The following is a 19,601-nucleotide window of genomic DNA, read 5'->3' as shown; positions in this document are numbered from 1 at the left end:
CACGGGGCGTCGGCGCACAATGGCAGGCGCGCTGCCGCTGGCAGCAGCCCTTGCCCCCTGCAGCCCATGCACCGCATCACCGCCCACCAGCCTTATCCCCTGTTCAACACGGCCGCCACGCGCCGCCTGGAAAAAGCGGCGGCAGCCGCCCTGCCCCCGCACACGCTCATGCAGCGCGCCGGCCTGGCCGTCGCGCAACTGGCCCAGGCGCTGGCACCCCACGCACGCACCGTGTGGATTGCCTGCGGCCCCGGCAACAACGGGGGTGACGGGCTGGAGGCTGCCATGCACCTGCAGCGCAGTGGCCGCAGAGTGGTCGTGACCTGGCTGGGCCAGCCCGATACGGCCCCGGCGGATGCCAGGGCCTCCTGGCAGCGCGCACGGGGTGCGGGCGTATCCTGGGCAGACACTGCCCCCGACGATCTGGGGGCCAACGACCTGTGCATTGATGCGCTGCTGGGCATTGGCGTCTCTTCGTCACCCCACAGCCCCGCACGCGCGCCCGACGCAAGGCTCAGAGCCTGCCTGCAAGCCCTGCACCACAGCCCGGCCCCCGTGCTGGCCGTGGACCTGCCCAGCGGGCTGGACGCGGACAACGGCCAGTTTGCCGCGGGCCTGGCGCCCGACACCCCACCCCACCTGCACCACCAAGCGCCCCCGCCACGCCACACGCTGAGTCTGCTCACCCTCAAGCCCGGCCTGTTCACCGCCGCCGGGCGGGACGCAGCAGGCCAGGTCTGGCTGGATGATCTGGGCGTAGAACCCGGGCACGAGCCGCCCAACGCCTGGCTCTCCGGCCCCGCCCTGCCCGCCCCCCGCGCCCACGCCAGCCACAAGGGCAGCTATGGCGACGTGGCAGTGGTGGGCGGCGAAGGACTGGCAGCGCGGGGCATGGGCATGGCGGGCGCCGCATTGCTGGCCGCTTCGGCCACTCTGCACAGCGGCGCGGGCCGGGTGCTGGTGGCCCTGCTGGACGATGGGCATCTGCAACTGGACCTGCAGCAGCCGGAGTTGATGTTCCGCCGCTTTGACGCCCTCGCGCTCGAACAGCTCACCGTGGTCTGCGGCTGTGGCGGCGGGCAGGCCATCGCACGCGTGCTGCCCGAAGTCATCACCCGCGCGGCCCGGCTGGTGCTGGATGCCGACGCGCTCAACACCATCGCCACCCAGGCCGCACTGCACGCGCTGGTGGTGGCACGCGGACAGCACGGGCAACCCACGGTGCTCACACCGCACCCGCTGGAGGCCGCTCGCCTGATGGGCCTGACCACGGCCGAGGTCCAGGCCCACCGGCTGGATGCCGCGCAGCAACTGGCCAACCAGTTCAACTGCGTGGCCGTGCTCAAGGGCTCGGGCACCGTGATCGCTGCACCCGACCGCGTCCCGGCCATCAACCCCACGGGCAATGCGCGGCTGGCCACGGCGGGTACGGGCGATGTGCTGGCAGGCATGGTGGGCGCCCACCTGGCCGCCGGTGCCAGCGCCTTGCGCGCGGCGAGTGAAGCGGTGTACCAGCATGGCCAGGCGGCTGATGATTGGCCAGCGCGCCAGGCGCTGACGGCCAGCGCACTGGCGCGGCGCGTGGGCGGAAGCTGAGCCTCAGGCCAGCAAGGTCACCTTCTTGAGCGGCTTGAGCACGCTCGACGGTGTCATGCCAAAGGTCTGCCGGAACATGCGGCTGAAGTGGGCCGAATCAGAAAACTCGCCGTGTAGCGCCGCGTCGGTCAGGCGCGGGCTGACCGCCAGCCCCGCCATCGCCAACCGCACCTGGGACCAGACCCGATAGGTGCGCAAGCTCACGCCCATCTCGGAGCGAAACAGGTGGTTGAAACGCGATGCCGAAAGCTGTACGCCCGAGGCCAGGTCACCCCGTGCCACCCGCCCCGCCTGCGGATGGCGCAGCACGTGCAGGCTGCGGACGACGCGTGGATCGAGTGGCGCCACCTCGCTATCGAGCGGGCAACGCAGCAAGGCGGGCAGGTCGAAGTGATGCAGATAACCCTCCATGGCACTGCGCGCACCGACAGGGGCTGCAACGTCCACCACCACACCCCCCTCTTGCCCGAACAGCCCCCGCAGGCCGCGCGCCTGCGCCGAATCCGGCTCCAGATACACCAGCGCAACCACTTCACCGCAGGGGTCGAACAGGTGCTCCACTCCGGCATCGACCAACGCGCTGTGGCAAGTCTCCACACACCCTGCCCCCCAGTGCACCGCAAACCGGCCCGAGAGCCCCATCAACAGCACTGGCGACGCATGGCAGTGCCAGCCCGTGGCCGGGATCTCCCCGACGTAGAGCGCGCGGTCAGTGCCCAGGGTCAGTGTGTTGCGTGCCGGCATAGCCCAAACCTACAAGTTTTTTTACCGAAATCTCCGTAGCCTTGCCTCTCCTGCCAGGGGGCCTGCCGGTGTGCAAGCAGGGCCCCTGACGTGTACGCAGCCATATCCCTGGAGAACGCTTCTTGAAACGCATCGCTATTTCTGTTGCAACGGCACTGGTACTGGGCACAGCCGGCCTCTACTACGGGGCCCCTTTACTGTTCAAAGAGCCCCTGCTCAGGGCCAATCGCCATCTGTCTGGCCTGGAAGAAAAAACCACCAACGCGGCGATGCACACCATCCACTACCTGGACAACGGCACGCCCCCAAACCCCGCGCTGGCCGTCGGCAGTGGAGCAGATGCTGGAACGCCCATTGTTCTGCTGCACGGCATTTTTGCGGAGAAGGACCATTGGGTCGATTTTGCGCGCCCCCTCACCGGCCAGTACCGGGTGATTGCCCCAGATATCGCGGGCTTTGGCGAAAGCACGCGGCGCGATGACCAAACCTACGACTATGCCGCCCACGTGACGCGCCTCGCCGCGTTTCTGGACGCACTCGGCTTGGCGCAAGTGCATCTGGCTGGCAACTCGATGGGTGGCACGATCGCAGCGCTCTTTGCCCTACGGTACCCCGAGCGCGTAGCCAGCGTGGCCTTCATCGGCGCGCCCCACGGCATACGCTCGCCCCAGCCCAGCACCATGGACCGCCTCATCGACGCCGGGCAACGCCCGCTGGTGGCCCACGATGCCACCGCCTTCAAAGCGATGATGGAGTTGGTGTTTGAAAAGCGCCCCTTCCTGCCCTACCCCATCCTGCATGCCTCCGAGCAGGACGCGCTGCGCAACGCTGCATCCAACACCCGCCTGTGGGACGCGCAGCTGAAAGACCGCTATCTGCTGGAACAACACCTGGGCCGCCTGCAGCAGCACCCCACCCTGGTCCTGTGGGGCGACAGCGACCGCGTGTTCGACCGAAGCGGCCTTCAGACGGTGCAGAAGCTGCTTCCGCAGGCCCACATCGCCGCGCTGCCCGGCATTGGGCACCTGCCCATGATGGAAGCCCCCGCCGACACGGCACAACGGTATGCGCGCTTTCTGGAGCAATCGAGCGCCCCTCAAGCCGCCAAGCATGCACATTTCAATAAAAAATAGCCACAAGCGCATGTTCTATATGCGCTAGCAGCTATCAATTAAATAGCGATGGTGAGGCGAGCTGGAGGGCCTTGGTCCACCAGCTCGACGACCTCAGCCCCGGCGTGGCTTGCGCGCTTTGCCTTTGCTGGACTTACCCGCGACCGCCTTCTTGACCGAGGCTTTGAGCGACTGGATCGGCGAACGCGCAGCCCGCTCGCGGGTCAGGCCTGCCTGCTCGGTGGCAGATGGACCTGCGGCCTTGTCGGCTTTGCGTCCGCCCGACCGACCACCCGCCTTGCGGGCGCCACCACCAGCCCCCTCGGTGCCCACACCCTTGTCCTTGAGCGCGCGGCCCAGCAGCTCCTCGCCTTCGCGCACCAGGCGGAAGTCGATCTTGCGCCCGTCCAGATCCACACGGCTCACCTGCACCCGCACCCGCGCGCCGATGGCGTAGCGGATGCCGGTGCGCTCGCCGCGCAGCTCCTGGCGCGCCTCGTCGAACTTGAAGTATTCGCCGCCCAATTCGGTGATGTGCACCAGCCCCTCGACGTACATCGCGTCCAGCGTCACGAAGATGCCGAAGCTCGTCGCAGCACTGACCACGCCACTGTATTCCTCGCCCAGGTGCTCGCGCATGTACTTGCACTTGAGCCAGGCTTCCACATCGCGGCTGGCCTCGTCGGCGCGGCGCTCGTTGGCACTGCAGTGCAGGCCGGCGGCCTCCCAGGCCTGGGTGTCGCGGCTGGGCGGTTTCACATCCTTGCGTGGCTTGGTGCCAGGTGCGGCCACGCGCGCAGCCAGACGTTTGGCCAGCTTGGCATGGGCTTCGCCGGGTGTGGGCAAGGACGGCAGCGCGTACTTCGTCTTGCTCAGGATGGCCTTGATGACCCGGTGCACCAGCAAGTCGGGATACCGACGAATGGGGCTGGTGAAATGGGTGTAGGCATCGAACGCCAGGCCGAAGTGGCCGCTGTTGATGGGCGTGTAGATGGCCTGCTGCATGGAGCGCAGCAGCATGGTGTGGATCTGCTGTGCGTCGGGCCGATCCTTGGTCGCCGTAGCAATCGCCTGGAAGTCGCCCGGCTTGGGGTCGTCGCCAATCGTCATGCCCACAGCCATGGCCTTGAGGTAGTTGCGCAGGATCTCCTGCTTCTCGGGCGTGGGGCCTTCGTGCACGCGGAACAGGCCCGGCTGGCCACCCTGTGCAATGAAGTCGGCGCTGCACACGTTGGCGGCCAGCATGGCTTCCTCGATGAGCTTGTGCGCGTCGTTGCGGGTGCGCGGCACGATCTTTTCGATGCGGCCGTTTTCGTCACACACAATTTGCGTCTCGGTGGTCTCGAAGTCCACGGCGCCGCGCGCCTGGCGCGCGATGAGCAGCGCACGGTACACGTCATGCAGGTTGAGCAGGTCCTTGACACGGTCCTTGCGCTTGCTGGCTTCCGGGCCGCGCGTGTTGGCCAGGATGGCTGCGACTTCGGTGTACGTGAAGCGCGCGTGGCTGAACATCACGGCCGGATAGAACTGGTATGCGTGCACCTCGCCCTTGGCGGTGACCAGCATGTCGCAGACCATGCACAGGCGCTCCACCTCGGGGTTGAGCGAGCAGAGCCCGTTGCTGAGCTTCTCGGGCAGCATGGGGATCACGCGGCGCGGAAAGTACACGCTGGTGGCACGGTCGTAGGCATCGATGTCGATGGCGCTGCCCGTTTCCACATAGTGGCTCACGTCGGCAATCGCCACCAGCAGACGCCAGCCCTTGCTGCGGCCGACCTTGGCGGGCTCGCAGTACACGGCATCGTCGAAGTCGCGCGCATCTTCGCCGTCGATGGTGACCAGGGGCACGTCGGTCAGGTCCACGCGGCGCTTCTTGTCCTGCGCGCGTACCTTGTCGGGCAGCTCCTTGGCCTGGGCCAGGCACTCTGCCGAGAACTCGTGTGGCACGCCGTACTTGCGCACCGCGATCTCGATCTCCATGCCAGGATCGTCCACTTCACCGAGCACTTCGGTGATGCGCCCCACAGGCTGGCCGAACAGGGCTGGAGGTTCTGTCAGCTCAACCACCACGACCTGCCCGGGCTTCGCGGCGCCCGTGGCGCCCTTGGGGATCAGTACATCCTGACCGTAGCGCTTGTCTTCGGGAGCCACGAGCCACACGCCGCTTTCCTGCAGCAGTCGGCCGATGATGGGCTGGGGCGGACGCTCGATGATTTCAACAACACGCCCTTCGGGGCGGCCACGGCGGTCCTGGCGGACGATGCGCACGCGCACACGGTCCTTGTGCAAGACTGCGCGCATTTCGTTCGGGGGGATATAGATGTCGCCTTCGCCATCGTCGCGGATGACGAAACCGTGTCCATCACGGTGCCCTTGCACGCTGCCTTCGATCTCTTGCGACAAATGTGTGGCTGGCTGCGTGCCGGGGGTGGATTTTTTGTTATACAATCTTAGTCTTTCCTGAAATGCCCAGGTGGCGGAATTGGTAGACGCACTAGTTTCAGGTACTAGCGAGTAACATCGTGGAGGTTCGAGTCCTCTCCTGGGCACCAAGTTTAACGAGAACCAGCGATGGTTTTCAAAATATCGAAGCCGCTGTACACCCAGCGGCTTTTTTATTTGCTGAGATGTTTTGCATGCCCTGCTGCGGCTCAACGATTTTTGAGCCGACGGCACATTTTTTTGAAAACTCTTCAGAAGCCCGAATTTCTTGTCCTATAATTCGAGGCTGATCTGAAAGCCCAGGTGGCGGAATTGGTAGACGCACTAGTTTCAGGTACTAGCGAGTAACATCGTGGAGGTTCGAGTCCTCTCCTGGGCACCAAACATATAAAAAGCCGTTGCATCCGCAACGGTTTTTTTGTTTTCAAACCATCAAAGCAAAGAAAAAAACGAGACCGCCAGCGGTCTCGTTTTTCGTTCTGTCTGCTGCCCTGAGGGTACACGCGCCGCGGCGCGCGCCCCAGCCCTTCAACTACTTGCGCAGCAGCGTCTTGAGCACGTTCTGCAAACGGCGTGCGTTCGCCGCATCGCTATTGCTCGCCAGCACGCGCGCCACATCCTGGCCCCAGGTCTGGGTGGGCGCAGGGTCGTTGCGGCGCGTCAGCAACTGCAGTTGCAACATGCGCCGCGCAGCAATGTGCTCGGCAGGCGTTGGGGCCTCGGCCGCCATTTCAAGGCGCAGCAGCGCTTCTGCCGCATCGCCCTTGGGCGCAGCCGACAATGCCTGTGTCCAGGCACTGCGCACCGACGCCGTCACACCCGAACCCAGATCTTGCGTGCCGGGGACCAGCGCAGCATCGCGCTTTTCCCATGCGGTCAACAGCTGGGTCAAGGCTTCGCCGTGGGCCTGTGCGGCCAGCTTCTTCAGGGCCAGCTGTGCGTGCTCCATCGCCTCGCGCTGAGCACGGAATGCTGTGTCCCCCAAGCGAGGGCCACGGTCCTCGAAGGCTGGACGATCACCAAAACGACCTCCTCGGTCAGCGCGATCGCCCATGCGGCCATCACTGCGTGGGCCGCGGGCACCGTCACGGTCGCCCGGACGACCATCGCGGCGGTCTCCGGGTCGCGCACCACGGCCGGGGGGCACCGGAGCGTCTTTCTTCATGCCAGGGCGATCATCCCCACGCACCGCCACGACAGGTCTTGCGACAGGCTTGGGGGCTGCAGGTGTCGGCGCGGGCGCGGCCGCAGCGGCGTCACCACCTTCCGCAGCCTCGGCAGAGGCCTCCGATGCAATTTCAGTAGCAGCTGGAGCAGCAGGAGCAGCATTTGCCTGCGCTTCAGCATGCGACTGGGCATCTTTGTTGGCCGTGGCGACCGCTTCAGCCGCCTGGGCCTGGCCGCGCAATGCAGCCTCCAGCGCCTGCATGGCAGCACGGATCTGCTGCGCATCACCCGTGGCGTTGGCAGCCTCCAGAGCCTTGGAGGCGTCCAGAACGACGCGGTCCCGCGCACTCAACTCGGTGACAGCACGGTCACGATCCGCCGACTTGCGGTTGAACGCTTCATCAATGGGCTTGCGGAAAGCGTCCCACAGCTTTTGCTCGTGCTTGCGGTCCAGCGGCACGGTCTGTGCCTCAGCCTGCCAGCGCTGTTGCAACGCCTTGACGGCATCGATGCGCAAAGCGGGTGCCGCGCCCAAGGCTGTGGCCTCGTCGATCATCGCGTGACGACGCGCCAGACTTTCCTTCTGTGCAGCCTCCAGGGGTGCTGCGGCCACGGCAATGGCCTGTTTCCACAGGGGCTGCAGCTCTGCAAAAATCTTCTCGCCCACATGCCCGCCTTCGCGCCAGCGGTCGCCGAACTGATACAGCGAGCGGTTGATGGCCTTCCAGTCGCCCGATGCAGCGTGTTCTTGCGCCCAGGCCTTGACCTCTTCGATCAGCGCCAGGCGCTGAGCCTTGTGCTCGGCCGCTTCAGTGCGGATCTTGTCCAGCCAGGCCTCGACCACCTTGTGCGCCGCGTTGCAGGCTTCATCAAACTTCTTCCACAGGGCGTGGTTAGGCGCACCACCCTGGTCTGCCTGCTTCCACTGGTCTCGCAGATTGCGCAGGGTCTCCTGCATCTTGCGGCCACCCAGGGCCTGGCCCTCGGGGCGGTTGAGCAGCGCTTCGGCCTTGGCCACCAGTTCTTCACGCACTTGGTCGGCACTCCAGCGTTGCCAGCCTTCCAGCTCACCAGCAGCCACCAGCGCCGTGTGCACCTGCTGCTCCAGGGCATTGTCAATGTGTTTGCCATGCACCTTGAGCACGGCGCGCAGCGCAGCCGCTGCGCCAGCGCTGGCCTTGCCATGGCCTTCAGCGGTTTCTTTTTCGAGCGTCGCCAGCGCATCGCGCACCAGTTGGTGCGCCTTTTCGATCACCTCTGGCGCAACCTTGGGTTTGGCGACGCGGGCTGGCTTGCTGGCAGCTGCTGAAGCAGCCGCAGCGGCGGCGGCCTCCGTGGGCAGGCCACGGGCAGCGCGCAATTCGTCCGCCCACACCGGCACGGGAGGCAGGGGCGCGGAGACATCTTCTGCCGCTGCAGCCGCCTGGGCGACTGCGGGCTGAAAAGCCTCCCACACCACCAGCAACTGGGTGCGAGAGGCATCCAGCAAAGGGGGGAACCGCGCTTCGACGCTCGCCCAGCTCGCATCGCCCGTGAGCTCCTGGGCCTGCTCCTGCCAGCGCGCGACATCGGCACGCAGCAGCTCCAGCGCAGCATGGGCATCACGCCAGGGTTTGGTGGAGAGCACTTCAATGCGCTGCGCCAGCAGCACAGCGGCCTCGCGCTGCACCTGCACGCGGTGCTGCAGGTCTTCAATGACCTTCACACGGTCCGCCAGCTGCACCTTGAGCAGCGACAGCGGCTCGCGCGACAGAGGCGCACCCGCCTTGGCGGCATCCCGCTGCCAGGCCAGGGCATCTGCAATATTGAGCTTGGGGGCCGCCAGCAGTGCCTGGGCCTTGTCCGCCCATTCGGCCGCAATAGCCTCTTGCCCCTTGGCACGGCGGATTTCGTCCAAACGTTCGCGCACGGCGCGGGCTGCGCCCTTGTCACGTCCGCTCAACTCCTTGAACACCTCCTGCAGCTGCTCAGGCGCTGGCTGCGTGGCCAGCCAGTCACGGATGCGGGAAGCGCGCTCACCCGACGTAGCGGCAGAAAAAGCGCCGCCGGTCAGCGCATCGAGCGGGTGCGGCTCGTGGGTTTTGGCCGGGGCCGGATTCACTTCAGGTGCGTCGGACATTTTGCTGCGGGAAAAAAATGGAAACATGGATCCAATGGATTACGAAGGCGTCCCTGGCGCAGGGCCTGGGGCCGTGCCCGAGCGACCGCACCATGCGCACGCCAGGGCAACAAAAGGGCTATTTTCACCGGATTGGGCCAGCAAGCCGTGGCGGGGAGCATCGTCCACACCAGCCAGGTGATCTGGCACAAGGCTTTGCGAGGCAGGCCGCCCCGCCGATGGACCTCTGCGAGAACGCCGCGCGACACTCCGGGCGAAGGGTCGCCGCTCTAGGGAACAGCCCCCATTATCTATATATAAGACAGCGCCGCCCACCCACAAGGCGAAGCACCAATAAGAAAGCCCGACGAGCAGTGCCTGAAGGGCCTGCCCGCCGGGCTTGACGGCTGACACAACGGTCTTTGCCATCGGTCGCGATACGGAGAGAAAGGTCCGCATGGCGAGGAGGCAAGGTATTGCCTCCAGGGGTTGCCATGGAAGCGGCATCTGCTGCACCTTGGCACTGAATGCCCTCGGAGGGAGACTTCGCTTCGTCTGGCGATGCCTGAAATCTACAGGCGCCTCCACCTTATCAAACTCACTCGGCCAACTCAAATCGGATTCTCAATGGCGGAGAAAAGCCCGATTGAATTTGACATGGTGATGTCAGCCACCACCGGCCCACCCACAGCGCTGAACAGCCCCTCACCCCCACAAAAAACTGTGATTTTTCACATGTTTTTCATAATTTTTATGTCTTAAAAATAGTTTTGTTAGTATTGACTATGCATTTAGTGAGCTTCTAGAATCCGCCAGCCCCAAAAACAGGGCTAGTACAAACCCCAATCGCTGCCGAACCCGGCTAAGTCAATCCAGGGCGCCAAGCACTCCACAGACGTGCAGCCCGGACTTGATGGCGTACCAATCCAGGTGATCTGCCAGCAAAGTACAGTCCACTGCGACTGCTCCGCTCCACTGGCCCGCCTCAGAAAGGAAGAGCTATGACAGCGTCAGGAAAAATAGTCTCCGGCGTGCGAACCTTCGCGGCCGACGTGACCGAAGGTTTTCTTGAAATCACCCACAACAGCTTCGCCCTCATCGGCTTGGCCGTTGCCTTTGTCGTCATTGCCCTCACTGCACGGCCCGATCTGCGCCAGGCTGGTGAAGAGCAACTGATGAACTGGCTGCAAGCCCGCCAGGTTGAAATGGTGGGCATGCCCATCGAGCCAGAAGCCAGCGAGCGTGCTACGGCGGTAAACCCCAAGGACCTGCCCAAAGAGCAGGCAGCCGTGGCCTTCTGGCTCAGCAAAAAGTACCGCGTGGCGCCTGAGCCCCTGAGCGCTCTGGTGGCCGAGGCCTACGAGATTGGCACCCGCGCCAAGATCGACCCCACCCTGATCCTGGCCATCATGGCCATCGAGTCGAGCTTCAACCCGTTTGCCGAAAGCGCCGTGGGCGCACAAGGGCTCATGCAGGTGATGACCCGCGTGCACACAGACAAGTACCAGAACTTTGGCGGTCACTTTGCAGCCTTTGACCCGGTGAGCAACCTGCGGGTCGGTGTGAAGGTGCTGCAAGAATGCATCGCTCGCGCTGGCTCGCTCGAAGGCGGCCTGCGCTTTTATGTGGGTGCAGGCAACATGGCCGACGACGGAGGCTATGCCGCCAAGGTGATGGCGGAACATTTACGCCTGCGCCAGGTGGCCGGCGGTCGCGCAGTGCCTTTCAACCCTCCACCCTCCTTGTCTACCCAGGCTCCCGTGCAGAGCATCCCCGCAGCGGTGCCCCGCAGCACAGCCCCTGCAGCAGCCAGCGACAAAGTGGCTTTGCTGACACCTGGCCTGTAACCCTGCGGGCTCCCGGCACCCAGCCAACAACCCTGGCGCCCAGCGGTTCGGACGGTGCGGCACTGGCGCCGTGTCGGCTACACTAAAGGGGTACGCGACTGGCGATAGGCGCAGCATCCAGCCACTGGATGCTGCCGCTGACGTGGAAACCAGCAAGAACCTACTTCTTGTGAACCACTGGGAAGCGTGCCGCAGGGGCCCTGCCCCATGCGTTCAGCCGTTCGCCTGGGCAGCCCTTGTTTCAAGGGACACAAGTTCATAGGACTGCCAATCATGTACGACCGCAAAATTCTTGTCGAACAAACCGACCCCGAGCTGTTTGCCGCCATCCAGGCCGAAAACGCTCGCCAAGAGCACCATATCGAGCTGATCGCCAGCGAAAACTACGCCTCGCCTGCCGTGATGTGGGCCCAGGGCACCCAGCTGACCAACAAATACGCAGAAGGCTACCCAGGCAAGCGCTACTACGGTGGCTGCGAGCATGTGGACGTTGCCGAGCAACTGGCCATCGACCGGGTCAAGCAGCTGTTCGGCGCAGAAGCCGCCAACGTGCAGCCCCACTGCGGCGCATCGGCCAACGAGGCCGTGTTCCTGGCCTTCTTGAAGCCCGGCGACACCATCATGGGCATGAGCCTGGCCGAAGGCGGCCACCTGACGCACGGCATGCCGCTGAACATGTCTGGCAAGTGGTTCAACGTGGTGTCCTATGGCCTGGATGCCAACGAAGCCATCGACTACGAAGCGATGGAGAAAAAGGCGCACGAGACCAAGCCCAAGCTGATCATCGCCGGTGCCTCGGCCTATAGCCTGCACATCGACTTTGCACGTTTTGCCAAGGTGGCCAAGGACGTGGGCGCGATCTTCATGGTCGACATGGCCCACTACGCCGGCCTGATTGCCGCCGGTGTGTACCCCAACCCCGTGCCGCACGCCGACGTGGTCACATCCACTACGCACAAGAGCCTGCGCGGCCCGCGTGGCGGCATCATCCTGATGAAGGCACAGCACGAGAAGGCCATCAACAGCGCCATCTTCCCCGGCCTGCAAGGCGGACCCCTGATGCACGTGATCGCTGCCAAGGCCGTAGCCTTCAAGGAAGCGCTGCAGCCCGAGTTCAAGGCCTATCAGGAGCAAGTGGCCAAGAACGCCAAGGTCGTGGCGGAGACGCTGACCGCACGCGGCCTGCGCATCGTGTCCGGCGGCACGCAAAGCCACGTGATGCTGGTGGACCTGCGCGCCAAGGGCATTACCGGCAAGGAAGCCGAGGCCGTGCTGGGCGCCGCCCACATGACCATCAACAAGAACGCGATCCCCAACGACCCTGAAAAGCCGATGGTGACCAGCGGCGTGCGCATTGGCACCCCCGCCATGACCACGCGTGGCTTCAAGGAAGAAGAAGCCCGCATCACGGCCAACCTGATTGCCGATGTGCTGGACAACCCCCGCGACGAAGCCAACATCGCCGCCGTGCGTGCCAAGGTCAACGCCCTGACCGCTCGTTTCCCGGTCTACCGTTAAGCAACAAGCCGGTCCTCAGCGCCCATGAAGTGCCCCTTCTGCAGCCACCTCGAAACGCAAGTTGTTGAAACGCGGGTGTCTGAGGATGGGGTCTTCATCCGCCGCCGCCGCCAGTGCGGCGCGTGCGACAAGCGCTTCACCACCTACGAGCGGCCGGAAGTGAACTTCCCGGCCATCGTCAAAAAAGACGGCCGGCGCATTGAATACGACCGCAGCAAGCTGCTGGGCTCTTTCAACCTGGCGTTGCGCAAGCGCCCGGTCAGCACCGACCAGATCGACAGCGCCATCGAGCGCATCGAAGAAAAGCTGCTCAACCTGGGCCAGCGCGAAGTGATCTCCAGCCGCATTGGTGAGTTGGTGATGCGCGAGCTCAAGAAGCTCGACAAGGTGGCTTACATCCGCTTTGCCAGCGTGTACCGCAGCTTTGAAGACATCGACGACTTTCGCGCCATGGTGGATGAGGTGCGCAAGTAGCCACGCCCCCCAGGGTGGCCGTCACGCGGATGACCGCCCCTTTGCAGCCCCCGCCCCTGCTACCTCGTCTGGCCAATGCAGAGCGCGGCACCGTTGGCATACATTGCGCACTCCCAGGTTCTGCCATGGCCCCTGCGCATGTCGCGCAAGCTACTCTGCAATTGCTACTAATTTGATAGCTATCGTAGCATGATGGACTAGCGCTTCAAGCAGTTTTTGCATCAAAACTGCCATCCAACACTTCGGCAAGCACTGCGCAGGTGCCTGACAATGCGCGCGGTGAAAACCCGCCATTTCCTGCAGCTGGTGCTGCTGTCTGCCCTGTGGGGCGCCTCCTTTTTGTTCATCCGCATCGCCAGCCCGGTACTGGGTCCGAATGTGATGGCCGCGCTGCGCATTGGGCTGGCCACTCTCACGCTGATCGGCATCATGCGCTGGGTGGGTGAGCCCTGGCCCTGGCGCCACTGGCGGGAACTGCTGGGGCTGGGTGCGCTGACGGTGGCAGCGCCTTTTCTGCTGTACGCCTGGGCGGCACTGCACCTGCCTGCGGGCTACAGCTCTCTGCTCAACACCATGGCCGTGCCGTTTGGCGTGATCGCCGCCGCCTGGATGAAGGAAGACACGCTGAGCACGCGCAAATGGGCGGGCTGCCTCTGCGGCTTTGCAGGGGTCGCGCTGATCGTGCAGCTGGGGCCTGTGGCGCCCACCTCGGCGGTACTGCTTGCGGCAGGCGCGTGCGTGACCGCTGCGGCGTGCTACGGCCTGTCCCTCACCTGGATGAAGCGGGCGACCACCCGCATGTCACCGCTGTCGATCGCGGCCGGCATCCACGCCGCTGCCCTGGTTCTGCTGCTGCCCGGGGCGGCCTGGACATTGCCCACCGCACGTTTCACTCCCGAGGCGCTGGCCGCCGTAGCCGTGATGGGCATCGTGACCTCGGGGCTCGCCTACTGGCTCAACCTGCGGGTCCTCAAACATGTCTCGCCCGTGGCCGCCATGAGTTCCGCCTTCATGATCCCGCTGTTCGGCGTGGCCTGGGGCCATATCTTTCTGGGCGAGGCACTGGGGCCGGGCATGCTCTGGGGCGGCGCGCTGGTGCTGGTGGCGACCGGGCTGGTCACCGGCTTCAACCCGCTGCAATGGCTGGGCGCGCTGCGCCGCACAGACGACTAAGCGGCGGACTCCCCCACCCAGCGTGCACCAAACGCCTTTGGTGCTCCTCAGCGCGCGGCAGGCGCAACGCGGGTGATGCGGTGGGTAGCGGGTGGTGCCACCGGGCTCTGCAGCCGGAAGTACGCCTCCAGCGCATCCAGGTCCAGCTCACCCACGCGCCGGTCCTGGCCTTGCGTCAGCACCGTGAAGTTGTCACCACCGCTGTCCAGAAAGCTGCTCATCACCACACGCACGGACTGCAGGTCTGTCACCGGCGCACCATTCAGCACCATGTGGCTGATGCGCGCCCCGGCGGGCTGGCTCAGGTCGTAGCGGTAACTGAACCCGCTGGACACCGACAGCACCCGGGGCCGCTGCACGGTGTTGCCACCGCTGGCGAACTGCTGCTCCAGCACCGCGCGGATCTGCGCACCCGTGAAGGTCTTGATCACCAGCTGGTTACCAAAAGGCTGCACCGCATACAGCTGGCCGTAACGCACCAGCCCTTGCTCATCCGGCACCAGGTCAGCGCGCAGGCCGCCCGGGTTCATGAAGGACAGCTGCGCACCACCATCCGCAGGCGCTCGTGTGGCCAGCAGCTGGGCGTCCGCCACCAGATTGCCCAGCACGCTCTCCAGCGCCGCGTTGGGCTGGCGGCGCATGGCCCCTTGGGCCTGCCCCACTGGACGCTGGGCCAGCGGAATGGCGGCAGCGCGGTAGGTGTCGATGATCTTTTGCACGCCGGGATCTGCAGGGAACGTCGGCACGGCCGTTGTCAGCGGCACCGGCCCCTGGGCGCCCGTGAAGGCCTCGCCCTGCACCACCACATTGCGCGCCGTCTTGCTCACCACACGGCGGGTCTGCGTATCCACGCTCAGCTGGATGTCGGTGAGCAGCGTGCCGTACTGGCCTGCGCTGGTCAGCAAAAACGGCTTGGCCGGGTTCACGCGGCTGTAGTCGCACACATAGGCCTGGTGCGTGTGGCCCGAGACCACCACATCCACGGCCGGGTCCAGGCGCTCCAGGATGGGCACGATGTCGCCCGACAGACCTGCGCAGCTGGTCTCCTGCACGCCCGCCGTGGTGCCCCCGCCTTCATGGATGGCCACCACAATCACATCGGCGCCTTGGGCCTTGAGCTGAGGGATCAGCGCGTTGGCCGTGGCCGCCTCGTCCTCAAAACGCAGCCCAGCGACCCCGGACGGGCTGACCATGGTCGGTGTGGCCTGCAGCGTGAGGCCGATAAACCCCATGGTGACGGTGACACCGCCTTCGGTAAACCGCTTGAGCCCTGTGGCGGGCAGCAGGGTGCGCCCGTCTTCACGCACCGTGTTGGCCGCCAGCAGGCCAAATTGGGCGCCCTCAAAAGGCTTGCTGATGCGGCAAGGCTCGCGCGAGGTGAATTTCTCGCAGCCACCGTTCTGCAGCCGCAGCAGCTCGCGCCAGCCCCGGTCGAACTCGTGGTTGCCGACCGCGTTGAAGTCGATATGCATGCGGTTGACGGCCTCAATGGTGGGCTCGTCCAGGAACAGCGACGACACCAGCGGCGAGGCGCCCACCATGTCACCCGCAGAGACCACCGCATGGTGCGGCGACTGGGCCTTGAGGGCTGCCATGGCGCTGGCGAAATACGCCATGCCCCCCGCAGGCGCCAGCACCGGTCCCGTGGGCCCCTGCACTCGATGCGCCATGTGGGGCGGCTCCAGGTTGCCGTGCAGGTCGTTGAAGCCGATGAGGGTGATGTCGATGTGGGCCGGCGCGCTACCCGCCGCAGGGGCGGTGGACGCAATGCCGCTGCAGCCAGCCAGCCACAGCGGCACCGCCAAGGCGGCCAGCGCCCTGCGGTGAAAGGCCCGGAACAAGCGGTTGCTCATACGGAGGCACCGCCCCAGGGACGGTGGGAGTTGGTGTTACAGAAACGAGGCCTGGATCGGCGGCACAGGCGGCACCACATCGCCGCACTGGGCACGGTGACGCAGCGCGTGCTCCATCACCACCAGCGCCAGCAGCGCCTCGGCAATCGGCGCGGCGCGAATGCCCACGCAGGGGTCGTGGCGGCCCTTGGTGATCACCTCGGTGCTCTTGCCGTGGATGTCGATGGACTCGCGCGGGCTGATGATGGAACTGGTGGGCTTGATCGCAATGCTCACCTCCAGGTCTTGCCCCGTGCTGATGCCGCCCAGCACGCCACCGGCGTTGTTGGTGCGAAAACCCTGCGGCGTCATCGAATCGCCGTGCATGGTCCCCCGGTGGGCCACGCTGGCAAAGCCCGCGCCAATCTCCACGCCCTTCACGGCATTCAAGCCCATCATGGCGTGGGCGATGTCGGCGTCAAGCTTGTCATACAGCGGCTCGCCCAGGCCCACCGGCACGCCCGTGGCCTGCACACGGATGCGGGCGCCGCACGAGTCACCGGCCTTGCGCAGGGCGTCCATGTAGTCCTCGTACTGCTGCACGTCGGCCACGGGGGCAAAGAAGGGGTTGGCGCGTACGTGATCCCAGCTCTCGAAAGGGATGGGCAGCTCGCCCAGCTGCGTCATGCAGGCGCGGAACTGGGCGCCATACTGCTGTGCCAGCCACTTCTTGGCCACTGCACCGGCGGCCACCGTGGGCGCCGTCAGGCGGGCCGACGAGCGGCCGCCACCGCGCGGGTCGCGGATGCCGTACTTGTGCCAGTAGGTGTAGTCGGCATGGCCGGGGCGAAAGCTCTCGGCGATGTTGCTGTAGTCCTTGCTGCGCTGGTCGGTGTTGCGGATCAGCAGGGCGATGGGGGTGCCGGTGGTCTTGCCCTCGTACACGCCAGAGAGGATCTCCACCGCGTCGGGCTCGTTGCGCTGCGTGACGTGGCGGCTGGTGCCAGGGCGGCGCCGGTCCAGGTCGGCCTGGATGTCAGCCTCGGTGAGTGGCATGCCGGGCGGGCAGCCGTCGATCACGCAGCCAATGGCCGGGCCGTGGGATTCACCAAAGTTGGTGACTGCGAATAGGGTACCGATGGTGTTGCCGCTCATGGGGCGGGATTATCCCAGAGCCCCAGGTGCCCGACGCACGGCCGCACCGGTTTGCTGCGGTGTACTCCCCAACAGCTCCTAAGTCACCGCACCCACGAGGCACCACACGCCCGATACGTAGCGCGTTTGCACAGGCATGACATATCCTGCTTGGCAGGGTTCTGGACGCTTGTTAGCATGTAAACATCGATTTTTGGGATCTCCATGCCCGCCCTCGCGCCGCCCTCTCCGGGTCCGACATCACCTTCCCGCACCCTTCTGACTGCCGCCCTGGCAGATGCTCCCCTTCGCCGCGCACTGGACGCCAGCGACAACGCTGTGGTGATGACCAACAGCTCCAAGTGTGTGGTCTATATCAACGAAGGGTTCACGCGGTTGTTTGGCTACCAGCCCGCCGAAGTGCTGGGCCGGCACCTGAGCGAGGTCTTGCTGGGCCCCCACTCTGATCCGGACCTGCTCGAAAGCATCCGGGGCAATGTGCTGGCCAAAGGCAGTTTTCGTACGGACACCCTGCTTTACAGCAAGGCGGGGCAACCCCGCTGGGTGTCCCTGGTGATCAATGCTTCCGACGAAAGCTCCGGCGGACCGGGGGGCAGCATTTCGATCCTGACCGACATCACGCTCACCAAGATGCACGAGGTCCTGCAGACGCATGTGCTGGAGGGCATGGTCAACGAGTTGCCCCTTCCCGAGCTGATGGCCCTGGTCTGCCGCGAGGTCGAACGCATCGCTCCCGAGGTCACCGCCTCCATCCTGGCGGTAGATGCACAAGGCCGGTTGCACCCGCTGGCAGCGCCCAGCCTGCCAGCCACCATCAGCCGCGCGCTGGACGGACTGGCGATTGGCCCCAAGGTAGGGTCGTGTGGCACCGCCGCCTTCCGCAACGCGCCCGTGGTGGTCACCGACATGGCCACAGACCCCCTCTGGGCTGACTACCAGGAATTGTTTGCCCCGAGCGGCATGCGCGCCTGCTGGTCCAGCCCCATTCGCGACCACCGGGGTCAGCCGATTGGCACCTTTGCGTTTTACTTCCGCGAACCGCGCGCACCCGACGCGCTGCATCAGCGCCTTGTCGATGTATGCCTGCACCTGTGTGCGCTGGCCATCGAACGCAACAGCACACACGAGCGTATCCACCAGCTCGCGTTTTTTGATGTGCTGACGGGGCTGCCCAACCGGGCCCTGTTTCGCAGCAGTGGAGAGCGGGCGCTGGCCGACCTGCAGCGGGGGCGCCATACCGGCGCGCTGCTGTTTCTGGACCTGGACCGATTCAAACAGATCAACGACACCCAGGGGCACGCCGCAGGCGATGCGCTGCTGAGCGAGGTGGCCCAGCGCCTGACCCAAGGCCTGCGTGCGCGTGACCTGATCGCGCGCCTGTCGGGCGACGAATTCGTGCTGCTGCTCTCCGAATGCACCACCGAACAGGCCGTGCAAAGCGCCCAGCGCGTGCTGCACGACATTGCCCAGCCGCTGGACATCTTCGGGCAGACCCATGTGCCCCACGCCAGCATCGGCATTGCGATGTTTCCGAACGATGGAGACACCATCGACACCCTGCTGCGCCATGCCGACCAGGCCATGCACCAGGCCAAAAGCGACCATCGCCACAGCCTGCAGCTGTTCAGCGCCGAGATGAACCGCCGTGCCCAGGAGCGCGCCTCGCTGGAGCGCGCGCTGCAGCAGGCGCTGTCCGACCGCAGCCTCACGCTGCACTACCAGCCGCAGGTTCTCAGCAGTTCCCCCGGCACCTTGCACGGTGTGGAGGCTCTGGCGCGCTGGAACCACCCGCAGTGGGGCATGGTGCCGCCGTCGCAGTTCATCCCCGTGGCCGAGGACGCCGGGCTGATCCATGAGCTGACCCTGTGGCTGCTGGACGAAGCCTGCCGCCAGCTGGCGGCCTGGCGCGCTGCAGGCCACGACGTGCCCTGCGTGGCCATCAACCTGTCGGGCCGCAGCTTCCACCGGCCGGAGTTTGCGCAGGAGATCAGCGATGCGCTGCAGCGCCATGGCCTGCGCGCCAGCGATGTGCTGCTGGAGATCACGGAGAGTGTGATGATGGATGCGCGGCCCGTCACGCTGCAGAACATCGAGGCCCTGCACCACCAGGGTTTCAAGCTGTCCCTGGATGACTTCGGCACCGGCTATTCCAGCCTGAGCTACCTGCACCGCCTGCCCATCAGCGAGCTCAAGCTCGACATGGCTTTTGTGCAAGACCTCACCACCAGCGCCACGGCGCGCGCCCTCACGGTGTCGGTGCTGAGCATTGCGCACAGCCTGGGCATGGTGGTGGTGGCTGAGGGGGTGGAGACCACCGGCCAGCAGCAGTGGCTGCAGGCCCACGGCTGCCCGGTCATGCAGGGCTACCTGTTCGGCAAGCCGCTACCACCCGATGAGATCGAGGCCTGGCTCTGCGCCCAGGCGCCTCGCCCCTATCGCTGAC

The 19,601-nt window shown here is 65.4% G+C and carries 12 protein-coding genes, 2 tRNA genes and 1 riboswitch; of the genes, 9 read left to right on the top strand and 5 right to left on the bottom strand.

All coding sequences use genetic code 11. The annotated features are described in order from the left end of the window. The first annotated feature begins 66 nt into the window (after positions 1–66). On the top strand, positions 67–1,596 hold the full coding sequence (locus tag ASC83_RS20720) for a bifunctional ADP-dependent NAD(P)H-hydrate dehydratase/NAD(P)H-hydrate epimerase (protein WP_056067182.1): 1,530 nt from the start codon (positions 67–69) through the stop codon (positions 1,594–1,596). 3 nt (positions 1,597–1,599) lie between these two features. On the opposite strand, the gene ASC83_RS20715 is transcribed toward ASC83_RS20720, so the two are convergent. Beyond that, positions 1,600–2,340: an AraC family transcriptional regulator gene (locus ASC83_RS20715; RefSeq protein WP_056067181.1), complete on the bottom strand. Its 741-nt coding sequence runs from the start codon at positions 2,338–2,340 to the stop codon at positions 1,600–1,602. A gap of 122 nt (positions 2,341–2,462) precedes the next feature. Between ASC83_RS20715 and ASC83_RS20710 the strand changes: the two genes are divergently transcribed. Next, positions 2,463–3,473: an alpha/beta fold hydrolase gene (locus ASC83_RS20710; protein WP_056067179.1), complete on the top strand. Its 1,011-nt coding sequence runs from the start codon at positions 2,463–2,465 to the stop codon at positions 3,471–3,473. A 93-nt stretch (positions 3,474–3,566) separates the two neighbouring features. Here ASC83_RS20710 and rnr read toward each other — a convergent pair whose 3' ends face one another. Then, positions 3,567–5,900: a ribonuclease R gene (gene rnr / locus ASC83_RS20705; RefSeq protein ID WP_056067177.1), complete on the bottom strand. Its 2,334-nt coding sequence runs from the start codon at positions 5,898–5,900 to the stop codon at positions 3,567–3,569. A gap of 19 nt (positions 5,901–5,919) precedes the next feature. Here rnr and ASC83_RS20700 point away from each other — a divergent pair. Both ASC83_RS20700 and ASC83_RS20695 read left to right on the top strand, forming a co-directional pair. Beyond that, positions 5,920–6,004: transfer RNA gene (locus tag ASC83_RS20700), tRNA-Leu, on the top strand. 187 nt (positions 6,005–6,191) lie between these two features. Next, positions 6,192–6,276 (top strand) — tRNA-Leu (locus ASC83_RS20695). A gap of 150 nt (positions 6,277–6,426) precedes the next feature. On the opposite strand, the gene ASC83_RS20690 is transcribed toward ASC83_RS20695, so the two are convergent. Then, positions 6,427–9,207: a DUF349 domain-containing protein gene (locus tag ASC83_RS20690; RefSeq protein WP_056067173.1), complete on the bottom strand. Its 2,781-nt coding sequence runs from the start codon at positions 9,205–9,207 to the stop codon at positions 6,427–6,429. Positions 9,208–10,160: 953 nt separating this feature from the next. On the opposite strand from ASC83_RS20690, the gene ASC83_RS20685 reads away from it, so the two are divergent. The 4 genes from ASC83_RS20685 (at position 10,161) to ASC83_RS20670 (ending at position 14,171) form a co-directional block, all read left to right on the top strand. Beyond that, positions 10,161–11,006 carry a lytic transglycosylase domain-containing protein gene (locus ASC83_RS20685; protein ID WP_056067171.1) on the top strand — a complete coding sequence of 282 codons (846 nt, stop codon included), beginning with the start codon at positions 10,161–10,163 and terminating at the stop codon, positions 11,004–11,006. Positions 11,007–11,090: 84 nt separating this feature from the next. Beyond that, positions 11,091–11,244, top strand: a riboswitch (ZMP/ZTP riboswitch). A 35-nt stretch (positions 11,245–11,279) separates the two neighbouring features. After that, positions 11,280–12,524 carry a serine hydroxymethyltransferase gene (gene glyA / locus ASC83_RS20680; protein ID WP_056067170.1) on the top strand — a complete coding sequence of 415 codons (1,245 nt, stop codon included), beginning with the start codon at positions 11,280–11,282 and terminating at the stop codon, positions 12,522–12,524. Between the two features lie 24 nt (positions 12,525–12,548). After that, a complete protein-coding gene (gene nrdR, locus ASC83_RS20675; protein ID WP_015013541.1) occupies positions 12,549–12,998 on the top strand; it encodes a transcriptional regulator NrdR in 450 nt (149 codons plus the stop codon). A 270-nt stretch (positions 12,999–13,268) separates the two neighbouring features. Next, the gene (locus ASC83_RS20670) at positions 13,269–14,171 is read left to right on the top strand and encodes a DMT family transporter (protein ID WP_056067168.1); all 903 of its coding nucleotides are present in this window, start codon (positions 13,269–13,271) and stop codon (positions 14,169–14,171) included. Between the two features lie 47 nt (positions 14,172–14,218). Here the strand turns inward: ASC83_RS20670 and ASC83_RS20665 are convergent, their stop codons facing one another. Continuing rightward, positions 14,219–16,024, bottom strand: coding sequence for a bifunctional UDP-sugar hydrolase/5'-nucleotidase (locus tag ASC83_RS20665; protein WP_056067166.1), 1,806 nt, complete (start codon positions 16,022–16,024; stop codon positions 14,219–14,221). Positions 16,025–16,060: 36 nt separating this feature from the next. After that, positions 16,061–17,158, bottom strand: a complete 1,098-nt coding sequence (aroC, locus tag ASC83_RS20660; RefSeq protein WP_056067164.1) for a chorismate synthase — start codon at positions 17,156–17,158, stop codon at positions 16,061–16,063. A 204-nt stretch (positions 17,159–17,362) separates the two neighbouring features. Between aroC and ASC83_RS20655 the strand changes: the two genes are divergently transcribed. Beyond that, complete coding sequence (locus ASC83_RS20655; protein WP_082522548.1) at positions 17,363–19,600, top strand: EAL domain-containing protein; 2,238 nt, start codon at positions 17,363–17,365, stop codon at positions 19,598–19,600. Position 19,601: the final 1 nt, after the last annotated feature.

The organism is Acidovorax sp. Root402, from assembly GCF_001425125.1.
GTDB lineage: Bacteria > Pseudomonadota > Gammaproteobacteria > Burkholderiales > Burkholderiaceae_C > Acidovorax > Acidovorax delafieldii.
Note: the sequence above shows the minus strand (reverse complement) of the source record. Positions and strands in the feature narration are given on the sequence as shown.